The 21,327-nt window shown below is 73.6% G+C and carries 20 protein-coding genes and 2 tRNA genes; 14 read left to right on the top strand and 8 right to left on the bottom strand.

The genetic code is table 11. The annotated features are described in order from the left end of the window. Positions 1–211 precede the first annotated feature (211 nt). The 3 genes from FHX73_RS13535 to pyrE all read left to right on the top strand — a co-directional run bounded on the left by FHX73_RS13535 (position 212) and on the right by pyrE (position 3,528). Positions 212–1,840, top strand: coding sequence for a polyamine aminopropyltransferase (locus FHX73_RS13535; protein ID WP_145908257.1), 1,629 nt, complete (start codon positions 212–214; stop codon positions 1,838–1,840). Between the two features lie 80 nt (positions 1,841–1,920). Beyond that, on the top strand, positions 1,921–2,907 hold the full coding sequence (locus FHX73_RS13530) for an SRPBCC family protein (protein ID WP_145905247.1): 987 nt from the start codon (positions 1,921–1,923) through the stop codon (positions 2,905–2,907). A 72-nt stretch (positions 2,908–2,979) separates the two neighbouring features. Beyond that, entirely contained in the window at positions 2,980–3,528 is a 549-nt protein-coding gene (gene pyrE / locus FHX73_RS13525) for an orotate phosphoribosyltransferase (RefSeq protein WP_145905246.1), read from the top strand. Between the two features lie 90 nt (positions 3,529–3,618). On the opposite strand, the gene FHX73_RS13520 is transcribed toward pyrE, so the two are convergent. Further along, a complete protein-coding gene (locus FHX73_RS13520; protein ID WP_246213506.1) occupies positions 3,619–4,350 on the bottom strand; it encodes a DedA family protein in 732 nt (243 codons plus the stop codon). A 233-nt stretch (positions 4,351–4,583) separates the two neighbouring features. On the opposite strand from FHX73_RS13520, the gene fbaA reads away from it, so the two are divergent. The 3 genes from fbaA to FHX73_RS13505 all read left to right on the top strand — a co-directional run bounded on the left by fbaA (position 4,584) and on the right by FHX73_RS13505 (position 8,618). Beyond that, positions 4,584–5,606, top strand: a complete 1,023-nt coding sequence (gene fbaA, locus FHX73_RS13515; RefSeq protein ID WP_145905244.1) for a class II fructose-bisphosphate aldolase — start codon at positions 4,584–4,586, stop codon at positions 5,604–5,606. Between the two features lie 298 nt (positions 5,607–5,904). Continuing rightward, positions 5,905–8,148 (top strand): ArnT family glycosyltransferase, encoded by a 2,244-nt coding sequence (locus tag FHX73_RS13510; protein ID WP_145905243.1) that lies wholly within the window; start codon positions 5,905–5,907, stop codon positions 8,146–8,148. Between the two features lie 50 nt (positions 8,149–8,198). Beyond that, complete coding sequence (locus tag FHX73_RS13505; RefSeq protein WP_145905242.1) at positions 8,199–8,618, top strand: DUF3151 domain-containing protein; 420 nt, start codon at positions 8,199–8,201, stop codon at positions 8,616–8,618. Between the two features lie 74 nt (positions 8,619–8,692). Here the strand turns inward: FHX73_RS13505 and FHX73_RS13500 are convergent, their stop codons facing one another. Continuing rightward, positions 8,693–9,268: a TetR/AcrR family transcriptional regulator gene (locus FHX73_RS13500; RefSeq protein ID WP_145905241.1), complete on the bottom strand. Its 576-nt coding sequence runs from the start codon at positions 9,266–9,268 to the stop codon at positions 8,693–8,695. Positions 9,269–9,390: 122 nt separating this feature from the next. Here FHX73_RS13500 and FHX73_RS13495 point away from each other — a divergent pair, with 122 nt between their 5' ends. After that, positions 9,391–9,813 carry a DUF4267 domain-containing protein gene (locus FHX73_RS13495; protein WP_145905240.1) on the top strand — a complete coding sequence of 141 codons (423 nt, stop codon included), beginning with the start codon at positions 9,391–9,393 and terminating at the stop codon, positions 9,811–9,813. 7 nt (positions 9,814–9,820) lie between these two features. Here the strand turns inward: FHX73_RS13495 and FHX73_RS13490 are convergent, their stop codons facing one another. The 4 genes from FHX73_RS13490 to purS all read right to left on the bottom strand — a co-directional run bounded on the left by FHX73_RS13490 (position 9,821) and on the right by purS (position 13,766). After that, entirely contained in the window at positions 9,821–10,507 is a 687-nt protein-coding gene (locus FHX73_RS13490) for a sterol carrier family protein (protein WP_145905239.1), read from the bottom strand. Between the two features lie 73 nt (positions 10,508–10,580). Continuing rightward, a complete protein-coding gene (gene purL / locus FHX73_RS13485) occupies positions 10,581–12,836 on the bottom strand; it encodes a phosphoribosylformylglycinamidine synthase subunit PurL (RefSeq protein WP_145905238.1) in 2,256 nt (751 codons plus the stop codon). Between the two features lies 1 nt (position 12,837). Next, complete coding sequence (gene purQ, locus FHX73_RS13480) at positions 12,838–13,518, bottom strand: phosphoribosylformylglycinamidine synthase subunit PurQ (RefSeq protein ID WP_145905237.1); 681 nt, start codon at positions 13,516–13,518, stop codon at positions 12,838–12,840. Continuing rightward, positions 13,515–13,766: a phosphoribosylformylglycinamidine synthase subunit PurS gene (gene purS / locus FHX73_RS13475; RefSeq protein ID WP_110672848.1), complete on the bottom strand. Its 252-nt coding sequence runs from the start codon at positions 13,764–13,766 to the stop codon at positions 13,515–13,517. Before purS ends, purQ begins: the two co-directional genes overlap by 4 nt. A gap of 472 nt (positions 13,767–14,238) precedes the next feature. On the opposite strand from purS, the gene FHX73_RS13470 reads away from it, so the two are divergent. From FHX73_RS13470 to FHX73_RS13440, 7 genes are all read left to right on the top strand, one after another. Beyond that, the gene (locus tag FHX73_RS13470; RefSeq protein WP_101380749.1) at positions 14,239–14,556 is read left to right on the top strand and encodes a histone-like nucleoid-structuring protein Lsr2; all 318 of its coding nucleotides are present in this window, start codon (positions 14,239–14,241) and stop codon (positions 14,554–14,556) included. Positions 14,557–14,688: 132 nt separating this feature from the next. Next, positions 14,689–14,761: transfer RNA gene (locus tag FHX73_RS13465), tRNA-Gly, on the top strand. Between the two features lie 45 nt (positions 14,762–14,806). Beyond that, positions 14,807–14,882 (top strand) — tRNA-Gly (locus tag FHX73_RS13460). 143 nt (positions 14,883–15,025) lie between these two features. Beyond that, entirely contained in the window at positions 15,026–16,009 is a 984-nt protein-coding gene (locus FHX73_RS13455; RefSeq protein ID WP_145905236.1) for an ABC transporter ATP-binding protein, read from the top strand. Continuing rightward, complete coding sequence (locus tag FHX73_RS13450) at positions 16,006–16,806, top strand: ABC transporter permease (RefSeq protein ID WP_145905235.1); 801 nt, start codon at positions 16,006–16,008, stop codon at positions 16,804–16,806. The genes FHX73_RS13455 and FHX73_RS13450 overlap by 4 nt, the downstream gene beginning before the upstream one ends. A gap of 42 nt (positions 16,807–16,848) precedes the next feature. Further along, positions 16,849–18,120 (top strand): sensor histidine kinase, encoded by a 1,272-nt coding sequence (locus FHX73_RS13445; protein ID WP_246213505.1) that lies wholly within the window; start codon positions 16,849–16,851, stop codon positions 18,118–18,120. After that, positions 18,117–18,737 (top strand): response regulator transcription factor, encoded by a 621-nt coding sequence (locus tag FHX73_RS13440; RefSeq protein WP_145905234.1) that lies wholly within the window; start codon positions 18,117–18,119, stop codon positions 18,735–18,737. Before FHX73_RS13445 ends, FHX73_RS13440 begins: the two co-directional genes overlap by 4 nt. Positions 18,738–18,762: 25 nt before the next feature. On the opposite strand, the gene FHX73_RS13435 is transcribed toward FHX73_RS13440, so the two are convergent. After that, on the bottom strand, positions 18,763–19,662 hold the full coding sequence (locus FHX73_RS13435) for a phosphoribosylaminoimidazolesuccinocarboxamide synthase (protein WP_145905233.1): 900 nt from the start codon (positions 19,660–19,662) through the stop codon (positions 18,763–18,765). A gap of 91 nt (positions 19,663–19,753) precedes the next feature. After that, positions 19,754–21,292, bottom strand: a complete 1,539-nt coding sequence (locus FHX73_RS13430; protein ID WP_145905232.1) for a N,N-dimethylformamidase beta subunit family domain-containing protein — start codon at positions 21,290–21,292, stop codon at positions 19,754–19,756. Positions 21,293–21,327 lie beyond the last annotated feature (35 nt).

Genomic DNA, 21,327 nt, shown 5'->3' with positions numbered 1-21,327 from the left:
CGGCGGCATGCCGCCCGGCCTCGACCGCGCCGGACCGCACCCCGACGGGTGGCTGCCGGCGGTCCGGCTGCGGGCGCGCACCCGCGGTCGCGGCCGCGACCGCCTGCCCCCGTCCAACCGGGCGGAGGCCCCCGCGGGCCCGTCCGCCGGCCAGGCCCCCGCCGGGGCGCCGGGCAACGGCCCGGGCCGCCCCCGCCGGACCCGGGTCCGGATGCGGGTCCGGCCGCCCCTGCGGCACCGGCTCCGGGCCGCCACGGACGGACGCGCCCGAACGGAGGACGGCGCCCGGGAAGTCGGCGCCGGCAGGCCGCGCCGGGCCCGGCTGCTGGTGCTGCTGGCCGCGTTCGTCTGCGCGGCCTGCGGTCTGGTGTACGAGCTCGAACTGGTCGCGGTCGGCGGCTACTTGCTGGGCGACTCGGTCACCCAGACCTCCGTGGTGCTCTCCCTGATGGTCTTCGCCATGGGCATCGGCTCCCTCGCGGCCAAGCGCCTCACCCACCGCCCGGCCACCTCCTTCGCCCTGGTCGAGTGCGCGCTCGCGGTGGTCGGCGGGCTCTCGGTGCTCGCGCTCTACGCCTGCTGGGCCTGGCTCGGCCGCTACCAGCTCGCGCTCGCCGGACTCACCTGCGTGATCGGCCTGCTGATCGGCGCCGAGATCCCGCTGCTGATGACCCTGGTGCAGCGGATCCGCCGGGAGGAGGCCGGCCGGGCCGCCGCCGACCTGTTCGCCGCCGACTACGTGGGCGCGCTGGTCGGCGGCCTGGCCTTCCCGTTCCTGCTGCTGCCCCAGTTCGGCCAGGCCGGCGGCGCGCTGCTCACCGGCGCGGTCAACGCGCTGGCCGGGGCCGCCGTGGTGCTCTGGCTGTTCCGCGACGAGCCGGCGCCGCGCACCAGGCTGCTGCTCTGGACCGGCTGCGGCGCGGTGCTCGCCACCCTGGCCCTGGCCGCCGCCTGCACCGGGGCGATCGAACGCGCCGCCCGGCACGCGCTCTACGGCGCCGAGCCGCGCCGCACCGTGCAGGGCCGGTACGGCGAGATCGTGCTGACCGGCCCCCGGGTGCCGGCCCAGGGCGGCGAGCCGCTGCGGCTCTACCTGGACGGCCGGCTCGCCGCCTGCGGCAGCGACGAGTACCGCTACCACGAGGCGCTGGTCCACCCCGCGGTGGCCGGCGGCGCCGACACCCGGGTGCTGCTGCTCGGCGGCGGTGACGGGCTGGCGCTGCGCGAGGTGCTCCGGCACGCCGGCGTCGCCTCGGTGCTGGTGGTCTCCCTGGACCCGGCACTGCCCGAACTGGCCCGCACCGACCCGGCGCTGGCCGCGCTCTCCGACCGCTCGCTCGACGACCCGCGGGTGCGCCTGGTCACCGCCGACCCGCTGGCGTGGCTGCGCGCCGCCGGGCCCGACGCCCGGCCGGACGAGCGGTTCGACGCGGTGCTGGCCGACCTGCCCGCCCCGCAGCGCGCCGCCCGCGCCGAGTACCACTCCGCCGAGTTCTACGGCCTGGCCGCCGCCCGGCTGGCCGCGGGCGGCCGGCTGGCGGTGCCCGCGCCGACCGGGCCGGGCCTGTGGACGGTCGAGGCGGGGCTGCGTTCGGCGGGCCTGTTCACCGTGCCGTTCCCGGTGCCCGGCTCCGGCCCGGCCTGCGACCCGGCCGGCAGCGGCGCGGTGGCCGCGGTGCTGCTGGCGGCCCGGGACGGCCGGCCGGAGCTCGCCCTGGCCGCCGACGCACCCGCACCGCGCTCGCTCACCGGGCCCGGCCTGCGGGCCGCCGCCGCCGGGCTCGCCGCCACCCGGCCGACCCCGCTGCCGCCGCCGAGCACCCTGCTGGACCCGCGGTGAACCGGCCTTGGGCCGACCGGGCGGCATCCGAGCGGTGCCGTGCCCTTCCGCCCGACGGACGGGTCGGTAGGCTCACAACCATGGAGCACGAGGTTGTCATTCCGCTGCCGGCCGAGCTCGTCCTGCACGCCCTGGACGATGCCGCCCTGCTCGCCCGCTGCCTGCCCGGTCTGAGCACCGAAGCCTCCGACGCCCCCGGCCCGGCCGGCCGGCGCCCCGCCGGCGGCCCGCCGGAGATCACCGGTCGGCTGAAGCTGCGGATCGGCAGCTCCACCATCACCTACCGCGGCGTCATCTCACTGATCCGCAGCGGTGCCGCGGGCGTGGTGACCGCCTTCGTCGAGGGCCAGGAGGCCCGCGGCGACGGCGAGGTGACCGCCACCCTGCGGATCGCGGTCACCCCCGAACCGGACGCGGCGAGCGAGGGCGAGGCGGCCCGGCTGCGGTTCACCGGCGACCTCACCCCGGCCGGCCGGCTCGACGAGTTCGACGCCGACACGCTGACCGCCGCCGGCCGCCGCCTGCTGGATCGTTTCGCCGCGGCACTGCGCGAGGAGCTGACCCCGGATCAGGCCGAGGACCAGGCCGAGGATCAGGCCGGGGACCAGGCCGGGGACCAGGCCGACGAGCCCGCCGCGGACGGCGAGGCCGAGCCGCCCGCCCTCTCGGTGGTGCCGGACCCGCTGCCGGACGACCTGTTCGCCGAGGACCTCTCCGACCTGATCGCCTTCTCCCCCGAGGAGGAGCCCGCCGCACCGGAGCCGGTCGAGCTGCCCTACCCGCACGCGGTCCCCGACCCGGTCGGCGAGGGCCCGGTGCGCCGCAGCATCGTCGGCCGCTCCGCCGAGGAGGTGGACCACGCCCCGCCGCGCGGCCGGTACGCCCCGGCGCTGCCGGCCCGCAGCGCCCGGGCCCGGGCGGCCAGCCGCTGGTACGGCGAGGAGCACGCCTCGGCCGCCGCCGGCACCCGGCTGACCGACCGGCTCACCTCGCCCTGGGTGATCGGCAGCGGGGTGGCGCTGCTCGGCGGCGCGGTGATCGTGGCCCGCGCGCTGCGCCGACGCTGACCGGCCGGGGCACGCCCGGCCCCCGGTCCGGTCCACCGGGCGGGCCCTGACCAGGCTCTAGACTGACTGTCCATGAGCAACCCGAGCAACGACCGCGCCGCCCTGCTGGACCAGATCAAGACCAAGGCCGTGGTGCACGGCAAGGTGATCCTCTCCTCCGGCCGGGAGGCCGACTACTACGTCGACCTGCGCCGGATCACCCTGGACGCGCAGGCCGCCCCGCTGGTCGGCCGGGTGCTGCTGGACGCCACCGCGGACCTGGAGTACGACGCGGTCGGCGGCCTGACCCTGGGCGCCGACCCGGTCGCCGCCTCGATGCTGCACGCCGCCGCCGCGCGCGGCCGCGAGCTGGACGCCTTCGTGGTCCGCAAGGCCGGCAAGGCGCACGGCCTGCAGCGCCGGATCGAGGGCCCGGACGTCAAGGGCCGCCGGGTGCTGGCGGTCGAGGACACCTCCACCACCGGCGGCTCGGTGCTGACCGCCGTCGAGGCGCTGCGCGAGGCGGGCGCCGAGGTGGTCGGCGTCGCGGTGATCGTGGAGCGCGGCGCCGCGCCGGCGATCGAGGAGGCCGGCCTGCCCTACTACACCGTCTTCACCGCGGCCGACCTCGACCTGGCCTGAGCCCCGGTCAGACTCCGTGGTACGCCGAGAGGGCGGGTTGTTTCACGTGAAACAACCCGCCCTCTCGGCATGTCGGGATGAGCTCGCAGGTCAGCCCCGGCGGTGCCGCCCGCCGGACTGCGCCGGCTCGCCCGCCTCGTCCTCGGCGAGCGCCACCGGCCCGGCGAGCTTGCGCTTCTTCCGCTCCCGGACCACCTCGACCAGGATCGGGGAGATCGACAGCAGGATGATCAGCGCCATCGCCGGGACCAGGTACTTGTCGATCACCGGGGCCATCGAGTCGCCGAAGAAGTAGCCGATGCAGAGCATCACCTCGGTCCAGACGATGCCGCCGAGGGTGTTCCAGACGAAGAACTTCTTGGCCGGCATCTCCAGCATGCCCGCGACCGGGTTGAGGAAGGTCCGCACGATCGGGATGAAGCGGGCCAGCACCACGGCCTTCTCCGGCCCGAACTTGGCGAAGTACTCCTCGGCCTTCTCCACGTACTCGCGCTTGAAGATCCGCGAGTCGGGCTTGTCGAAGAGCTTGCCCCCGGCCTTGGAGCCGAGCAGGTGCCCGAGCTGCGCGCCGGCGATGGCGCAGAGCGGCGCGCCCACCAGCAGCACCCCGATCGGCATCTGCACGCCCGGGCCGAAGGCCTTGGCCGCCGCCGAGGAGGCCGCCACCCCGCCCAGGATCAGCAGCGAGTCACCGGGCAGGAAGAACCCGATCAGCAGCCCGGTCTCGGCGAAGATGATCGCCAGCAGGCCGAAGGTCCCGACCGAGCTGATCAAAGACTTGGCATCCAGGAGATTGACCGCTAGGTCGGTAGTGGTAGTCACGGGCGCAGGATAGCGCGCAGCGGTGCCGGGACCCGGCAGCGCTCGGCCGGGCGACGCCCGCATGGTGAACCCATGGGTGTGGCGCGGGCCCGAGTCTGGGAAGATGACCGAGGTGTCCGGCCCGCGGTCGCAACCACCCTCGTTCTCGTACCGCGGTGACGCCGTGACCAGTGGCGTATCGAGCATCGGACAGCGTCGTCCGACCAGCCCCACACCGACAGGAGCGGATTCGCATGCCCATCGCAACCCCCGATGTCTACAACGAGATGCTGGACCGGGCCAAGGCAGGCAAGTTCGCCTACCCGGCCATCAACGTCACCTCGTCGCAGACCCTGCACGCGGCTCTGCGCGGGTTCGCCGAGGCCGAGAGCGACGGCATCATCCAGATCTCCACCGGTGGCGCCGAGTTCCTGGGCGGCCAGCACAACAAGGACATGGTCACCGGCGCGGTGGCGCTGGCCGAGTTCGCGCACATCGTGGCGGCCAAGTACGACGTCACCGTCGCGCTGCACACCGACCACTGCCCGAAGGACAAGCTGGACGGCTACGTCCGCCCGCTGCTCGCGGTCTCCGCCGAGCGCGTGGCCCGCGGCGAGAACCCGCTCTTCCAGTCGCACATGTGGGACGGCTCGGCCGAGACCCTGGCCGACAACCTGGCGATCGGTCAGGAGCTGCTGGCCCTGGCGCACGCCGCCAAGATCATCCTTGAGGTCGAGATCACCCCGACCGGTGGCGAGGAGGACGGCGTCTCGCACGAGATCAACGACTCCCTCTACACCACGGTGAACGACGCCGTCCGCACCGCCGAGGCGCTCGGCCTGGGCGAGAAGGGCCGCTACCTGCTGGCCGCCTCGTTCGGCAACGTGCACGGCGTCTACAAGCCGGGCAACGTGGTGCTCCGCCCCGAGCTGCTGCGCGAGCTGCAGGACGCGATCGGCACCCAGTACGGCAAGCAGGACCCGTTCGACTTCGTCTTCCACGGCGGCTCCGGCTCGTCCGCGCAGGAGATCGAGACCGCGCTGGAGAACGGCGTCGTCAAGATGAACCTGGACACCGACACCCAGTACGCCTTCACCCGCCCCGTCGTGGACCACGTGTTCCGCAACTACGACGGCGTGCTGAAGGTGGACGGCGAGGTCGGCAAGAAGAACACCTACGACCCGCGCACCTGGGGCAAGCTGGCTGAGGCCGGCATGGCCGCCCGGGTGGCCGAGGCTGCGCGGACCCTGCGCTCGGCGGGCAACCGCATCAAGTAGGACACGCCCGCCCCAGCGGCCCCGGTCGGCTCTGCCGACCGGGGCCGCTGTCCGTGGTCGGCGTCCGTGGTCGGCGTCCGTGAGCGACGTCCGTGCTCGGCGTCCGTGCTCGGCGTCCATGGTCGGCGTCCGTGCTCGGCGTCCGGCGACCGCTGTCCGGCGTCGTGCGAAGCGGAAGCCCCGCCTGCCGTTTGGGAAGGCTCCCGACGGCAAAATCTTCTCCCCGGATCGGTATGGTTTTCGCCGTTCGGCCGTGATCACCAGCGTTTTCTCATGGACGCGACGAAGGCTGTGACGCATGGCCACCACCGTGCTACCGATCGCTTCCGAGCTTCCGACACGTCCCTGGTCGGTCCGCCGAGCACCCTGGCGCTCCCCCGAGGACCAACCCCGCTACGCCCGCCCCGCCCTGCTCGCCATCGCGGCGCTGGCCGGGCTCCTGTACTTCTGGGGTATCGGTCAGAGTGCATACCACACGTTCTACGCGGATGCCGTCCGCAGCATGACCGAGAGCTGGAAGGCCTTCGTCTTCGGCTCCTACGACCCCGCCAACACCATCACCCTGGACAAGCTGCCCGGCTTCCTGTGGCCGCAGGCGCTCTCGGCCCGGGTCTTCGGGTTCCACCCGTGGGCGCTCACCCTGCCGCAGGCGGTCGAGGGCGTGCTGGCCGTGCTGGTGCTGTTCCGCGCGGTGCGCCGCTGGGCCGGGGCCAACGCCGGCCTGCTGGCCGCGCTCGCCTTCACGCTGACCCCGGTGGTCGCGGGGCTCTTCCGCACCGCCGTCGAGGACCCGCTGTTCACCCTGCTGCTCCTGCTGGCCGCCGACGCCGCGCAGCGCGCCGCCCGGCACGGCCGGCTGCGCAGCCTGGTCCTGGCCGGGGTCTGGGTCGGGGTGGCGTTCCAGGCCAAGATGCTGGAGGCCTGGGCGGTGCTGCCGGCGCTGGCCCTGGTCTACCTGGTGGCCGCACCGGTGCGGCTGCGCCGCCGGCTGGCCCACCTCGCGGTGGCCGGGCTGGTGGCCGTGGCGGTCTCCGCCTCCTGGGTGCTGCTGGCCACGGTGACGCCGGCCAAGGACCGGCCGTACATCGACGGGACGACGGACAACTCGGCCTACAGCATGGTGGTCGGCTACAACTTCCTGAACCGGTTCACGTCGGTCGGACTGAACGCCGGAGAGACCGGCAGCGTCACCTCCGGCCGGGGCGGCATGTGGGGCGGCGGCGGTGCCAAGGCGGGTGCTGCCCAGGGCGCGGGTGCCGCCCAGGGCGCCGGTGCGGCCAAGGCCGGCGGCCGGCCGGGTCACCGCGGCACCGGAAGCAACGCCGGCGCCGGTGCCGGCAAGCCGCCGGCGACCGCACGCCAGGGCGGCAACAGCAGTGACGGCGGCTGGACCAAGATGTTCGGCTCGCAGTTCGCCCCGCAGACCGGCTGGCTCTACCCGCTGGCCGCGGTCGCCCTGCTCTGCGCGCTGGCCTGGCGCCGCCGCGAGCCGCGCACCGACCCGCTGCGGGCTGGCTACCTGCTCTGGGGCGGCTGGCTGGCGGTCTACTTCATGGTCTTCAGCGCCGGCAGCGTCGGCGGCCACAGCTACTACATGGGCGTGATCGCCACCCCGCTGGCCGCGCTCAGCGGCGCCGGTCTGGTGCTGCTCTGGCGCGCCTACCAGGACGGCGGCCGGAAGGCCTGGGCACTGCCGGTCGCGGTGGCCGGCACCGCCGCGTGGGGCGCCTACCTGGCCCGGCTCTACCCGACCTTCCTGCCCTGGCTGGCCCCGGTCACCCTGACCCTGGGCGCGCTCGCCCTGCTGCTGCTGGCCGCGGGCCGCACCGCACGGTTCGGCGCCCGCAGGCTGGGCCCGCTCCGCGTGGCCAGCGTGGGCCTGGCGGCCGCGCTCGGCGCGGTGCTGCTGGCGCCGGGTGCCTGGGCGGCCAGCGTGCTGGACAGCAAGTACGGCAACTCCGGCATGGGCACGGTCGGCCCGCAGGCGGCGCACGGCTTCGGCGGCGGCGCCGGCGCAGGCGCAGGCCGGGGCGGAGCAGCGGCCGGCCGGGGCGGCGCCCGCACCTCGCCGGGCGGCGCGGCGAACGGCGCGACGGCGGCCGAGCTCGCGGCGCTGCGGGCGCAGTTCGGCGGCGGCGGTGCCACGCTCAACCGCGCGCAGCAGCAGATCCTCTCCTACACCGAGGCGCACGCCGACGGTGCCCGCTACCTGTTCGCCACCACCTCCTGGTCGGCCTCCTCGCCGTACATCCTGGCCACCGGCAAGGAGGTGCTGCCGATGGGCGGCTTCACCGGCCAGGTGCCCTCGCCGACCCTGCCGCAGTTCCAGCAGCTGGTCGGTTCGGGCCAGTTGCACTACGTGCTGCTCGGCTCCGCGCAGGGCCCCGGCGGCTTCGGCGGCTTCGGCCGGGGCGGCTCCAGCGGCCCGACCACGGCGGTGACCAACTGGGTCCGCAGCACCTGCGCCCCGGTGGCCCCCGGTGACTACGGCCAGTCGGTGACCAGCGCGAGCGTGCAGCTCCTCTACCGCTGCACCGCATGAGCACGGCAGCGCCTCCCGACCGCCACCGGGCTGCTGGCAGACTGGGGAGCATGACTGAACGGAAGAACTTGCTCTCGGGCCCGGAGCCGACGCTGCTCGGCGAGGAGGCGGAACCGTACCGCAGGCTCGCCGAGGAGTCCGCGTCGCCCACCCAGCTCGCGGCCGACTACCCGGGGTTCTCGCTGGCCTGGGCGATGCTCGCCGACGACGCCTTCTCCGAGGGCCGCGTGGTCGAGTCCTACGCCTACGCCCGCACCGGCTACCACCGGGGCCTGGACGCGCTGCGCCGGGCCGGCTGGCGCGGCCACGGGCCGGTCCCGTGGGACCACCGGGCCAACCGCGGTTTCCTGCGCTGCCTGGCCGCGCTGGCCCGGGCGGCCGACGCGATCAAGGAGACCGAGGAAGCCGAGCGCTGCTGGCAGTTCCTCAAGGACAGCAGCCCCGAGGCCTACACCGAGCTGAAGCAGTAACGGACCGCGCCCCTGACGGCCGCCCCTGACCCACCGTCAGGGGCGGCCTTCGCGTTCCCCGGGCCGGCGGGTGCTCAGGCTCCGGTCAGCCGCCCCACCAGCACGGCGAGCCGCTGCTCGGTCATCCCGGGGCGCAGCCGGCCGCCCCGGTCGAGCAGCACGAGCCCGTGCAGCGCGCTCCAGACGGTCTCCACGAAGGTCTCCGGATCGGCCGCGCCGGCGTACGGGGCGAGCGTGTCCATCAGCACCGTGAAGGCCCGGACCAGGACGGGCGGCGACTGCCCGGTGCCGAAGGAGAGGGTGGTGGCGAGGCTGAACATCGCCTCGTAGAGCGCCGGGTTGGCGGCGGCGAAGTCGGTGTAGGCGGTGGCGAGCGCGGCCACGCCGCCCCCGGGGGCGGCGCCGGCCACCGCCCGCTCCAGGTGCCCGGCCAGTTCGCCGATGCCCTCCAGCGCGACGGCGTCCACGATGGCGCCCTTGCCGGCGAAGTGGCTGTAGAGCACCGGCTGGCTGTACTCGATCCGCTCGGCCAGCCGACGGGTGGTGACGGCGTCCCACCCCTCGGCCTCGGCCAGCTCCCGGGCCGCGCTGATGATCAGTCGGTGGCGCTCGGCGCGCTCGCGTTCCTTGCGTGTCTGGGTGGTGGACATGACCGTGATTCTAGCAGCGCTAGCCTTCAGAGCGACGCTCGTGCTAGCGTCTGCCTCGTTCCTAGCGCCGCTAGAAAACTGAGCGCCAGTCAACTCTTCACGTCCTCCAGGGGGAGACCACCATGACCACCAAGCGCGTCGCCACCGCCTGCACACTGCTCGGCATCGCCTTCATCCTCTTCATCGGCGTCCGCTTCCTGGTGGACCCGCACGGCGCCGTCGCCGGGTTCGGGATCCCCGGCCCGCGCGGCACCGGCGAGGGCTTCTACGACGTCAAGGGCGTCCGCGACATCACCTCGGGCCTGGTTCCGCTGGCCCTGCTGCTCAGCGGGCAGCGCCGGGCGCTCGGCTGGGCGATGCTCGCCACGGCCTTCACCCCGCTCGGCGACGCGGTGATCGTGCTGAGCCACCACGGCCCGCTCGCCACCGCGCTGGGCGTCCACGCCGCCACCGCGCTCTTCGTGCTCCTCACCGCCGCCCTGCTGCTCCGCGAGACCCGGCCCTCGGCCGGCGCCGCCCGGGCCACCGCACCGGCCCTGGCCTGACCAGCCGTCAGCGCAGCAGCGGCAGGTACGGGCTGAGGTCGCTGCGCTCCCCACTGGCCGTCAGCCGGGCACCGTCCACCGCCTCGGCCCACTCCAGCCGCCCGGTGGCCAGCCGGATCCAGTCCAGCGGCGCGGTCTCCACCACGTTCGGCGGGGTGCCCCGGGTGTGCTTCGGCCCGGGCACCGCCTGCACCACCGCGAACGGCGGCACCCGCAGCTCCACCGAGCCGCCCGGCACCCCGTTCGCGAAGGCGTCGGCGAGCACCCGGCTGACCGTCGCCAGCGCGAAGCGCTCGTGCGGAAAGTCCGTCAGTTCCAGGGCGGCCGCCAGGTCCTCGGCGTGCACCACGGCCTGCACCAGCCGGACCAGCAGCTCCTCCGGCTCCAACCGGTCCAGCCGGCCTAGCAGTTGCTCGGCGGCCGGGTCGAAGTCGGCAGGGTCGAAGTCGGCAGGGTCGAGGTCCGCCGGGGCCTGCGGCACCGCCAGCGGACCGTCACCGGCCAACCAGTCCGCGAGGGCCACCGGCCGCTCCCCGGTCCACCGCAGCGCCAGCTGCGCCAGCACCCGCCCGGCCCGCGGGTCGTCCCCCGCCGTGCGCGCGACGCCCCGCAGCGCCTCGGTCTCGCCCGCCAGGGCCGCCCGCACCTTCACCGGGTCGTAGCTGCGGGCCTTGCGCGCCGCCGTCCTCGCCATGGCGCCAACCTACCCCCGGGCAACGACGAGGCCCGCCCCCGCCGGAGCGGGAGCGGGCCGTCGGGAACCGGACTCAGCCGATCAGCGCCTCGATCACGCCGTTGTGCGCACCGGCCAGCTCGGCCAGGGTCACGGTGAACTGGCCCTGCACCTCCAGCGCCTCGCCGTCGACCACACCGATCCGGGTGGCCGGCAGGCCGCGGGCCCCGCACATGTCGGTGAACCGCAGCTCCTCGCTGCGCGGCACGGCCACCACCGCGCGGCCCGCCGACTCCGAGAACAGGAAGACGAACGGGTCCAGCTCGGCCGGCACGATCACCCGGGCGCCGAGGCCGCCCTTGAGGCAGCTCTCCACCAGGGCCTGGGCCAGACCGCCGTCGGAGAGGTCGTGCGCCGCGTCGATCATGCCGTCGCGCGAGGCGGCGATCAGGATCTCGGCGAGCAGCCGCTCGCGCTCCAGGTCCACCTTGGGCGGCAGGCCGCCGAGGTGCTGGTGCGCCACCTGCGACCAGGCGGAGCCGCCCAGCTCGTCGGCGGTGTCGCCGAGCAGGTAGAGGTGGTGGCCCTCGTCGGCGAAGCCGATCGGGGTGCGGCGGGTCACGTCGTCGATCACGCCGAGCACGGCGACCACCGGGGTCGGGTGGATGGCCACCTCACCGGTCTGGTTGTAGAGCGAGACGTTGCCGCCGGTCACCGGGGTGCCCAGGACCTGGCAGGCGTCGGCCAGACCGCGGGTGGCCTCGGCGAACTGCCACATCACGTCCGGGTCCTCGGGGGAGCCGAAGTTGAGGCAGTCGGAGACGGCGAGCGGCTTGGCACCACCGGCCGCGACGTTCCGGTAGGCCTCGGCCAGCGCCAACTGGGCACCGGTGTACGGGTCCAGCTTGGCGTAGCGGCCGTTGCCGTCGGTCGCCACCGAGACGCCGAGGTTGGTCTCCTCGTCGATCCGGATCATGCCGGAGTCCTCGGGGGTGGCCAGCACGGTGTTGCCGATCACGAACCGGTCGTACTGGTCGGTGATCCACGCCTTGGAGGCCTGGTTCGGCGAGCCGGCGACGTCGAGCAGCGCCTGCTTGAGCTGCTCGCCGGTGGCCGGGCGGGCCAGCCGCTCGGCGGTCGGCGCGTCCGCCTGCAGCGCGTCCTGCCAGGACGGGCGGGCGAACGGCCGGTTGTAGACCGGGCCGTCGTGGGCGACGGTGCGCGGCGGCACGTCGACGACCTGCTCGCCGTGCCAGAAGATCTCCAGCCGCTCGCCGTCGGTCACCTCACCGATCACGGTGGCGATGACGTCCCACTTCTCGCAGATCTCCAGGAAGCGCTCGACCTTGCCGGGCTCGACGATCGCGCACATCCGCTCCTGCGACTCGCTCATGAGGATCTCCTCCGGCGAGAGCGTCGCGTCGCGCAGCGGCACGGTGTCCAGTTCGATCCGCATGCCGCCGGAGCCGGCCGAGGCCAACTCCGAGGTGGCGCAGGAGAGTCCGGCGCCGCCCAGGTCCTGGATGCCGAGCACCAGCTTCTCCCGGAAGACCTCCAGGGTGCACTCGATGAGCAGCTTCTCCTGGAACGGGTCACCGACCTGAACGGCCGGACGCTTGGTCGGCTTGGAGTCGTCGAAGGTCTCGGAGGCCAGCACCGAGACGCCGCCGATGCCGTCGCCGCCGGTCCGGGCCCCGTACAGGATGACCTTGTTGCCGGCGCCGCTGGCCTGCGCGAGGTGGATGTCCTCGTGCTTCATCACGCCCACGCAGAGCGCGTTGACCAGCGGGTTGCCCTGGTAGCAGGGGTCGAAGACGACCTCGCCGCCGATGTTCGGCAGGCCCAGGCAGTTGCCGTAGCCGCCGATGCCGGCCACGATCCCAGGCAGCACCCGGCGGGTGTCCGGGTGGTCGGCCGCACCGAACCGCAGCGGGTCCATCACGGCGACCGGGCGGGCGCCCATCGCCAGGATGTCGCGGACGATGCCGCCGATGCCGGTGGCCGCGCCCTGGTAGGGCTCGATGTAGGACGGGTGGTTGTGCGACTCCACCTTGAAGGTGACCGCGTAGCCCTGGCCGACGTCGACGACGCCCGCGTTCTCGCCGATGCCGACCAGCATCGCGTCGGACTGCGGGGCCTTCTCGCCGAACTGCTTCAGGTGGACCTTGGAGCTCTTGTACGAGCAGTGCTCCGACCACATGACCGAGTACATGGCCAGCTCGGCGCCGGTCGGGCGGCGGTCGAGGATCTCCCGGATCCGCGCGTACTCGTCCTCCTTGAGGCCGAGTTCGGCCCAGGGCTGCGCGGCGTCGGGGGTCTGCTCGGCGTTCTTGACGGTGTCGAGAGTCATCTCAGGAACTCACCAGCTGCTTCAGGACGGACGTGAAGAACGGCAGGCCGTCGGTCTTGCCGGTGCCGACCAGCGGCTCCACGGCGTGCTCGGGGTGCGGCATCAGACCCACCACGTTGCCGGCGGCGTTGGTGATCCCGGCAATATCGTTGATCGAGCCGTTCGGGTTGACGTCGACGTAACGGAATACCACCCGCCCCTCGGACTCCAGCTCGTCGATGGTGCGGCGGTCGGCGGTGTAGCGGCCGTCCATGTTCTTCAGCGGGATCGAAATCTCCTGCCCCGCCTGGTAATCGGACGTCCATGCGGTGGCCGCATTCTCGACCCGCAGCTTCTGGTCGCGGCAGATGAAGTGCAGGTGGTTGTTCCGCAGCATCGCGCCGGGCAGCAGGTGCGACTCGGTGAGCACCTGGAAGCCGTTGCAGATACCGAGCACCGGCATTCCGAGCTTCGCCTGCTCGATCAGGGTCTCCATCACCGGCGAGAACCGGGAGATCGCGCCGGCCCGCAGATAGTCGCCGTAGCTGAATCCGCCGGGCAGCACGACGGCGTCGACCTGGTGGAGATCCTTGTCACGGTGCCAGAGCGCGACCGGCTCGGCGCCGGCCAGCCGGATCGCGCGCTGCGCGTCCCGGTCGTCCAGCGAGCCGGGGAAGGTGACGACTCCGACCCGGGTGGTCACTGGCCGTCCTCCACCCGGACGGTGAAGTCCTCGATCACCGTGTTGGCGAGGAAGGTCTCGGCGGCTTCGCGGATCCGGGCGAGCGCGGCGTCGTCCACCGGGCCCTCCAGTTCCAGCTCGAAACGCTTGCCCTGGCGGACGTCGGCGATCCCGGTGAAACCGAGACGGGGCAGTGCACGCTGCACCGCCTGTCCCTGGGGGTCGAGGATCTCCGGCTTGAGCATGACGTCGACTACGACGCGTGCCACTGGCACTCCCAAAGGTGTGGTGCGTGAAGGCGGGGGACCTTCAGAGTACCGGGGCTGCGAGGTCGTTCGACGTCCCGGGCATTGCGACGCGCGTAGACCAACGACCCTTACCAACAAGGACATACGCGGTTACCGACAAGGGGGGCGGACCGCTTCCACACCCGTTCCGGACCAGCCGAATACCGGCACTTGGGACAGATCGACCAACGAAAGAGTCCGACGGCGACTGTGCCGCGGGGACCCAATCCCGGACGAAGTAACGGTATGGAGGCGAAGCGAGGTGAATATCCGGAAAAAGAAAGCAGGCACCATCGATTTCCCCGACCCTCCGGTGCAGAATAGGGCCACCGGCATCGACGGGGAGCCGCGCTGGTGGCATGTCCACCCTTGATGCCCCCCTGCGCGGCCGGCGCACAGGGCCGCCGCGGCATACCGCGCCCGGTAGGCCGAATTGCCGAGAGGATTGACACCCATGGCTCAGCGTGTAGTTGTCACGCTCTCCGACGACCTGGACGGCGGCGCAGCCGCCGAAACCGTCCACTTCGGCGTCGACGGGAAGTCGTACGAGATCGACCTGTCCGTGGACAACGCGGAAAAGCTGCGCGAGGCGCTCGCCCCGTTCGTCGCGGCCGGCCGCCGCCAGAGCCGCACCGGAAAGTCGTTCCGCCGCACCGCCCTCGCCCCCGACCCGGCCGCCGTCCGCGCCTGGGCGCAGTCCCGCGGCATGGAGCTGCCGGCCCGCGGCCGGATCCCCAAGCACGTCTACGAGGCGTTCTCCGAGGCGAACTGACCTCGCCGCACACCGGGCCGCCCGCAGGTCGGGCGGCCCGCCCCGGAAGTGTGCACGACCACTCCCGGGGATGGGGTAGAGTATTTCTCGTCGCCGCAACCGGAGGCCGAAAGGCCGAGGGAAGCACGACATGCGGACGTGGCTCAGTTGGTAGAGCATCACCTTGCCAAGGTGAGGGTCGCGAGTTCGAATCTCGTCGTCCGCTCGCAGTCCATCTGTTAAGGTGGCGTGCAGAACAAGTGAAGATCGTGCGGACGTGGCTCAGTTGGTAGAGCATCACCTTGCCAAGGTGAGGGTCGCGAGTTCGAATCTCGTCGTCCGCTCCACGAAAATCGGCCTCCTTCGGGAGGCCGATTTCGTTTTTCCCACCCGTCGATGACATTTGTCACCGCCGACCCGTGGAAGTGCCCGGGCGACCGGTGAAACCGCGCACTGCCGCCGGCCCGTTCCCGGACCGAAGCTGAGAGGCATGACGCCTCCCACCCCCGCCGTCCAGGCCAGCGGTCTGCGCCGCAGCTACGGCACCCCCGCCCGGCCCTTCGAGGCGGTGCGCGGTCTCGACCTCAGCGTGCAGCGCGGCGAGCTCTTCGCCCTGCTCGGCACCAACGGCGCCGGCAAGACCTCGACCATGGAACTGATCGAGGGACTGGCCCGGCCGACCGGCGGCACCGTGCGGGTGCTCGGCCACGACCCCCACCGGGAGCGCGCGGTGCTGCGCCCCCGGATCGGGATCATGCTCCAGGAGGGCGGCTTCCCCGGGGACCTCACGGTGGCCGAGACGGTGCGCGGCTGGGCCGGCACCAGCAGCCGGCCGCGCCCCGCGGCCGAGGTGATCGAGCTGGTCGGGCTGACCGACCGGGCCGCGGTCCGGGTCAAGCAGCTCTCCGGCGGCGAGAAGCGCCGGCTGGACCTCGCGGTCGCGCTGGTCGGCCGGCCCGAGGTGCTCTTCCTCGACGAACCGACCACCGGCCTGGACCCGCAGGCCCGGGCCGCCGTCTGGCAGCTGGTCCGCGAGCTGCGCGCGGCCGGCACCACGGTGCTGCTCACCACGCACTACCTGGAGGAGGCCGAGGAACTGGCCGACCGGCTGGCCATCCTGCACCACGGCCGGGTGGTGACCCAGGGCACCGTCGCCGAGGTGATCGCCGACCGCCCGGCCCGGATCGGCTTCGAGCTGCCCGAGCAGCCGGCGCCGCCGCTGCTCGCGCTGCCGCAGGCCGAGGTCGGCTTCCAGGGCCGCCAGGTCACCATCCGCACCCGGGACCTCCAGGGCACGCTGACCGAGCTGCTGCTCTGGGCCGAGCACCAGGGCGTGCGACTGACCGGGCTGGACGCCCGCAGCGCCAGCCTGGAGGAGGCCTTCCTCGCCATCGCCGCCGAGGCGCAGCCCGACCGGGCAGCGGGCGAGCACCCCACCGAACCCGCCACCACGCTGACCGGAGCCGGCCGATGACCACCGCCACGAGCACCCCGACCACCCCCGGCACCGCCCGCCGGATGCTCGCGCTCGCCCGCACCGAGGGCCTGCTGCTGACCCGCAACCGGATCGCGATCTACATGGCCCTCGCGATGCCGCTCTGCCTGATCGGCGTGCTGCGCCAGTCGCTCAAGTCCCAGCACGCCCAACTGCCCGGCGGCGACCTGCACAGCGCCCTGCTGCTCAGCCTCTACCTGACCGTGCTGCTCTTCGTCGTCTACTACAACCTGACGGCGGCCTACGTGGCCCGCCGCAACGACCTGGTGCTCAAGCGGCTGCGCACCGGCGAGCTGACGGACCTGGAGATCTTCGCCGGCACCGCGCTGCCCGGGCTGCTGCTGGCGCTGCTCCAGATGGTCGCGATGACCGTCGGGGTGGCCGCGCTGGTCGGCCTGCCGGCGCCCCGGAACCCGCTCCTGGTGGTGGTCGGCCTGCTGCTCGCGCTGGCCGTGCTGGTGCCGCTGGCGGCGCTCTCCAGCGCCTTCACCAAGAGCGTGGAGACCTCCGGGATCACCACCCTGCCGGTGATGATGCTGACCATGTTCGGCAGCGGCCTGCTGGTGCCGTTCTCGGTCTTCTCCGGCCCGGTGCTGCTGGTGCCGCGGCTGCTGCCCACCACCCCGGCGCTGGCGCTGCTGCGGACCGGCTGGCTGGGGTCCGACGGCGCCCACCACCCCATGGCCTGGTGGCTGTACCTGCCGGTCGCGCTGGCCTGGGCGGCGCTGGCGGTCTGGGCGGCCCGGCGCTGGTTCCGCTGGGAACCGCGGCGCTGAGCTGGTCTGATAGGACGGACGTCCACGAGGGGGATGGTGACGGTGCGCAAGCTGATGGCGCGTTGGCGGGGCAACTCGAAGGCCAAGCGGGTGGAGATATACAACCGCTGGTCGATGTACAGCCTGACCGTGATGCTGCCGGTGGTGCTGCTTCCGAGCGCCCTGCTGGTGCTGCACCGCGAGTCCCCCGGGTCCAGGGGCGCGCTGATCGCGCTGACCGCCACGGTGCTGCTGAACTCGGTGCTCTCGGTGCCGCTGGTGCGCTCCGCGCTGGCCAGCCAGATCCGGCAGACCGCGATTCCGGTGCGGCTGCTGGCGGTCCACGCGGTCACCACCCAACTGGGCATCTGGCTCACCCTGCTGCTCGGCCCGCACACCGTCGGCCGGCCGAAGGACGGCATCACCATCCTGATCTTCCAACTGACGGTCTGGGTGGTCGCCCCGGCGATCGCGCTGCGCCCGCGGCGGATGCTGCTGTGCGGCGTCCCGATGCTGCTGCTCGCCGTACCGCCGCTGGCGATCGGCTGCGAGTCGGTCGCGATGGCCGTCGGGGTGGTGGTCGGCTCGCTGCCCGGGCTGGTCTTCGCGGCCGCCAGCTGCCGCTGCGCCTCCTGGGTCGCCAGGACCGCGTGGGAGCTGGACCGGGCCCGGGAGGACCAGTCCCGGCTGGCGGTGGCCGAGGAACGGCTGCGGTTCTCCCGCGACCTGCACGACGTGCTGGGCCGCAACCTCACCACCATGGCGCTCAAGGCCGAGCTGGCCGTCCAACTGGCCCGGCGCGGCCGCCCGGAGGCGGTCGACCAGATGATCGAGGTGCAGCGGATCGCCCAGCAGTCGCACCGCGAGGTGCGCGAGGTGGTGCGCGGCTACCGGACCGCCGACCTGGGCGCCGAGCTGGCCGGCGCCCGCTCGGTGCTGCGGGCGGCCGGGATCGACTGCCGGGTGGAGCCGGGTCCCGACCCGGCGGCGCTGCCCCCGCTGACCCAGGCGGTGCTCGGCTGGGTGGTCCGCGAGGCGGCCACCAACGTGCTGCGGCACAGCGAGGCCGGCCTGGTCGCGGTGCGGCTGCGGCTGGAGGACCGGGAGACCGTGCTGGAGGTGACCAACGACGGGGTGCCGGCCGAGCCGCCGACCGGCCACCTGCCCGGCAGCGGGCTGACCGGTCTGCGCGAGCGGCTGGCCGCGCTCGGCGGCGAACTGGACTGCGAGCGCGGCGCGGGCGGCCGGTTCACGCTGCGCGCGGTGCTGCCGGTGCGTCAGGTCGACGGGTCGGCGGAGCTGGACGAGGAACTGGAAGAGGAGCTGGTCCGATGACCGCCACCGACCGGGTGCGGGTGCTGCTCGCCGACGACGAGCACCTGATCCGCGGTGCGCTGGCCGCGCTGCTGGCCCTGGAGGACGACCTGACGGTGGTCGCGCAGGCCGCCTCCGGCGCGGAGGCGCTGGCCATGGCGCTGGCCCACCAGCCCGACGTGGCCGTGCTCGACCTGCAAATGCCGACAATGGACGGCATCGAGGTCGCCGCCGAGCTGCGCAGCCGGCTGCCGGACTGCCGCACCATGATCGTCACCGGCCACGGCCGCCCCGGCTACCTCAAGCGGGCCCTGGAGGTCGGGGTGCGCGGCTTCCTGCCGAAGACCGTCTCGGCCGCCGACCTGGCCGGGATCATCCGCACCGTGGTGGCCGGCGGGCGCTACGTCGACCCGGAGCTGGCCGCCGAGGCGATCAGCTCCGGGGACAGCCCGCTGACCCCGCGGGAGACCGACGTGCTGGAGCTGGCCGCGGACGGCGCCACGATCACCGAGATCGCCGCCCGGGCCGCGCTCTCGGCCGGCACCGTGCGCAACTACCTCTCCTCGGCCGCCGGCAAGCTGGGGGCCGAGAACCGGCACGCGGCCGCCCGGATCGCCCGCGAGCGGGGCTGGATCTGAGCGGCCGTCGGTTTCCGGCGGGCCGTCAGACCCACTCGGTGCCGGTCAGCCGCTCGTAGACCTCGATGTAGCGGGAACGGCTGCGCTCGGCCACCGCGGCCGGCAGCGGAGGCGGCGGCTGCTCGCCGTTGCGGTCCCAGCCGGACTCGGCCGAGCTCAGCCAGTCGCGGATGATCTGCTTGTCGTAGGAGGGCTGGGTGCGGCCCGGCTGCCACTCGTCGGCCGGCCAGAACCGCGAGGAGTCCGGGGTCAGCGCCTCGTCGCCGATCACCAGCTCGCCGTCGCTCAGGCCGAACTCGAACTTGGTGTCGGCCACGATGATGCCCTGCTCGCGGGCGATGTCCCGGGCCCGGGTGTAGACCGCCAGGGTGGTCTGGCGCAGGGTGGCCGCCCAGTCCGCGCCGATCCGGCGGGCGGTCTCCTCGTAGGAGACGTTCTCGTCGTGCTCGCCGACCTCGGCCTTGGTGGCCGGGGTGTAGATCGGCGCGGGCAGCTCGGAGCCGTCCACCAGGCCCTGCGGCAGCGCGATCCCGCAGGCGGTCCGGCTGACGTTGTACTCGGCCAGGCCCGAGCCGGTCAGGTAGCCGCGGGCCACGCACTCCACCGGGAACATCTCCAGCGGGTCGCAGATCATGGTGCGGCCGGCCCAGTCGGCCGGGGCGCCGGCCGGCAGGTCGGTGGAGATCACGTGGTTGGGCACCAGGTCGGCGATCCGGTCGAACCACCAGAGCGAGAGCTGGGTGAGGATCCGGCCCTTGTCCGGGATGTCGGTCGGCAGCACCCAGTCGAAGGCCGAGGTCCGGTCGCTGGCCACCATGACCAGCCGGCCGGCCTGATCGCGGTAGAGCTCCCGGACCTTGCCGGTGTGCAGGTGCTCCAGACCGGGCACCTGGACCGGCTCGGGCTTGGTGACGAATCCGCTCACAGTGGTCTCAGTCCTCATATGTGGGGGTCGCTGGACGCCCCGATCCTTTCATGGGCCCCCTCGCCCGTCCTTCCGGCCCGTGAGCGGCCGGTCAACCCGCCTTGCAGACCCGGTCCAGCAGGTTGGCGGTGGCCCGCTGGATCCGCTCGTCGGTGTGGCCGGGCCGGTCCAGCGCGGGCGACCAGGCGAAGGTGCCGGCCGCGAAGACGTAGGCGCCGCTGGGCGCCCGGTAGAGCGAGGTCTCCTGGTGCCGGGGGCGGCCCTGCTCGTCCTGGTAGGGCGAGTGGGCGAGCAGGGTGCGCTCGCTGTGCGCCGGCAGCGCGACCTTGGGGAAGTACCGGTCGGCCTCGCCCGCCACCAGGCCCGGCACCTCGGCGCCGTCCCGCAGGCCGGTGCCGGTCCACAGCCAGTGCCAGGTGTTCGCCGCCCGCAGCGGCACCGGCTGGGCCACCCGGCCCGCGTACTGCACCCCGATCAGCTGCTGCTCGGGCTCGCCGGCGTCGCGCCACAGCGCGCTCGCGGTGCCGCTCAGCCCGGCGGCCGGGGAGCCGGGCGGAACCCGTTGCCGCTTGCGGCAGTTGAGCAGCCGGTTGGGCTCGCCGGCCGGGCCGGGGGTGAGGTCCACCCGCCAGTACATGGTGTTGGCGGAGAGGAAGACCAGCGAGGTGCCGCCGTCCCTGGCCCGCTCGGCGGCCCGCCGCATCGGCTCGGACCAGTACTCGTCGTGGCCGGGGAAGACCAGCGCCCGGTGCCGGGACGGCTCGACCAGGCCGGCGTGCAGGTCGCTCGCCGTGGCGTAGGCCAGGTCGTAGCCGTACCGCTCGGCCCAGCGGATGAAGTCGTAGGCGTGGCCCACGTGCAGCGGCAGCCCGGCCCCGGCGTGCGGGCGGTCGAAGGAGACCGTGACCGCCGCCTGCGCCTCGCCGACCAGCGCACCGCAGGAGTCCCAGGCGTGGTACAGGCTGGCGCCGGTGTGCCCGTCCTCCGGGAAGAGGTTGTACGCCTGCCAGGTCACGTCCGGCAGCACCAGCAGCAGTTCGGCCGCCGGCTCGGCGCCGAGCGGGTCCCGCACGGTGAACGGCACGTGGCTGCGGTGCCGCTGGTCGGCGGTGGTGAGCACCGCGACGTAGGCGCCCGGCCGCCAGTGCGCCGGGATCTGCAACCGCCAGGTGTGCCACCAGTGGTGGCAGCTGACGGTCCGTCCGACCACCAGCGGGGCCGGCTGCTGGATCCCGGGGATCAGCGGCGAGGCGTTCATGTGCTGGGCGCCGGCGCCCGCGTAGTGGCCGATCCGGTAGACGTCCACCAGGAAGTCGCGCGGCGGGTTCACGGTGACCCGCAGGTCCACCGCACCGCCGGGGTGCACCGTGCCGGCCGAGGAGAAGCCCTTGATCTGCTGCACCACGTCGTCCGAGTTGCGCGGGGCGCCGATCAGCGGCGGGGGTGCGGCCGGCAGCGGGCGCTGGCCGGGTGCGTCGGTGCTGACGTACCAGGGGATGGCGGCCTCGGTGCCCTCGAAGTAGCAGTCCGGGCTGCGCAGCCACGGCAGCGGCCCCTGCCCGAACGGGTCCGAGACCCCGTGCGCGAGCGTCCCGGACTCCCATCTGCGCCCGGCGGACTCCTTCTCCATGCCTGCCCCTCCCGCTACCGCCCGTCCGTGGCATG

The organism is Kitasatospora viridis, assembly GCF_007829815.1.
Taxonomy (GTDB): domain Bacteria; phylum Actinomycetota; class Actinomycetes; order Streptomycetales; family Streptomycetaceae; genus Kitasatospora; species Kitasatospora viridis.
This window is presented reverse-complemented; position numbering and strand designations above follow the sequence as displayed.

Bases quoted from the DNA above. Each gene is read 5' to 3' on its own strand.
- FHX73_RS13535 (WP_145908257.1), top strand. From the start codon at position 212: ATGCGGGTCCGGCCGCCCCTGCGGCACCGGCTCCGGGCCGCCACGGAC.
- FHX73_RS13530 (WP_145905247.1), top strand. From the start codon at position 1,921: ATGGAGCACGAGGTTGTCATTCCGCTGCCGGCCGAGCTCGTCCTGCAC.
- pyrE (WP_145905246.1), top strand. From the start codon at position 2,980: ATGAGCAACCCGAGCAACGACCGCGCCGCCCTGCTGGACCAGATCAAG.
- fbaA (WP_145905244.1), top strand. From the start codon at position 4,584: ATGCCCATCGCAACCCCCGATGTCTACAACGAGATGCTGGACCGGGCC.
- FHX73_RS13510 (WP_145905243.1), top strand. From the start codon at position 5,905: ATGGCCACCACCGTGCTACCGATCGCTTCCGAGCTTCCGACACGTCCC.
- FHX73_RS13505 (WP_145905242.1), top strand. From the start codon at position 8,199: ATGACTGAACGGAAGAACTTGCTCTCGGGCCCGGAGCCGACGCTGCTC.
- FHX73_RS13500 (WP_145905241.1), bottom strand. From the start codon at position 9,268: ATGTCCACCACCCAGACACGCAAGGAACGCGAGCGCGCCGAGCGCCAC.
- FHX73_RS13495 (WP_145905240.1), top strand. From the start codon at position 9,391: ATGACCACCAAGCGCGTCGCCACCGCCTGCACACTGCTCGGCATCGCC.
- FHX73_RS13490 (WP_145905239.1), bottom strand. From the start codon at position 10,507: ATGGCGAGGACGGCGGCGCGCAAGGCCCGCAGCTACGACCCGGTGAAG.
- purL (WP_145905238.1), bottom strand. From the start codon at position 12,836: ATGACTCTCGACACCGTCAAGAACGCCGAGCAGACCCCCGACGCCGCG.
- FHX73_RS13470 (WP_101380749.1), top strand. From the start codon at position 14,239: ATGGCTCAGCGTGTAGTTGTCACGCTCTCCGACGACCTGGACGGCGGC.
- FHX73_RS13455 (WP_145905236.1), top strand. From the start codon at position 15,026: ATGACGCCTCCCACCCCCGCCGTCCAGGCCAGCGGTCTGCGCCGCAGC.
- FHX73_RS13450 (WP_145905235.1), top strand. From the start codon at position 16,006: ATGACCACCGCCACGAGCACCCCGACCACCCCCGGCACCGCCCGCCGG.
- FHX73_RS13440 (WP_145905234.1), top strand. From the start codon at position 18,117: ATGACCGCCACCGACCGGGTGCGGGTGCTGCTCGCCGACGACGAGCAC.
- FHX73_RS13430 (WP_145905232.1), bottom strand. From the start codon at position 21,292: ATGGAGAAGGAGTCCGCCGGGCGCAGATGGGAGTCCGGGACGCTCGCG.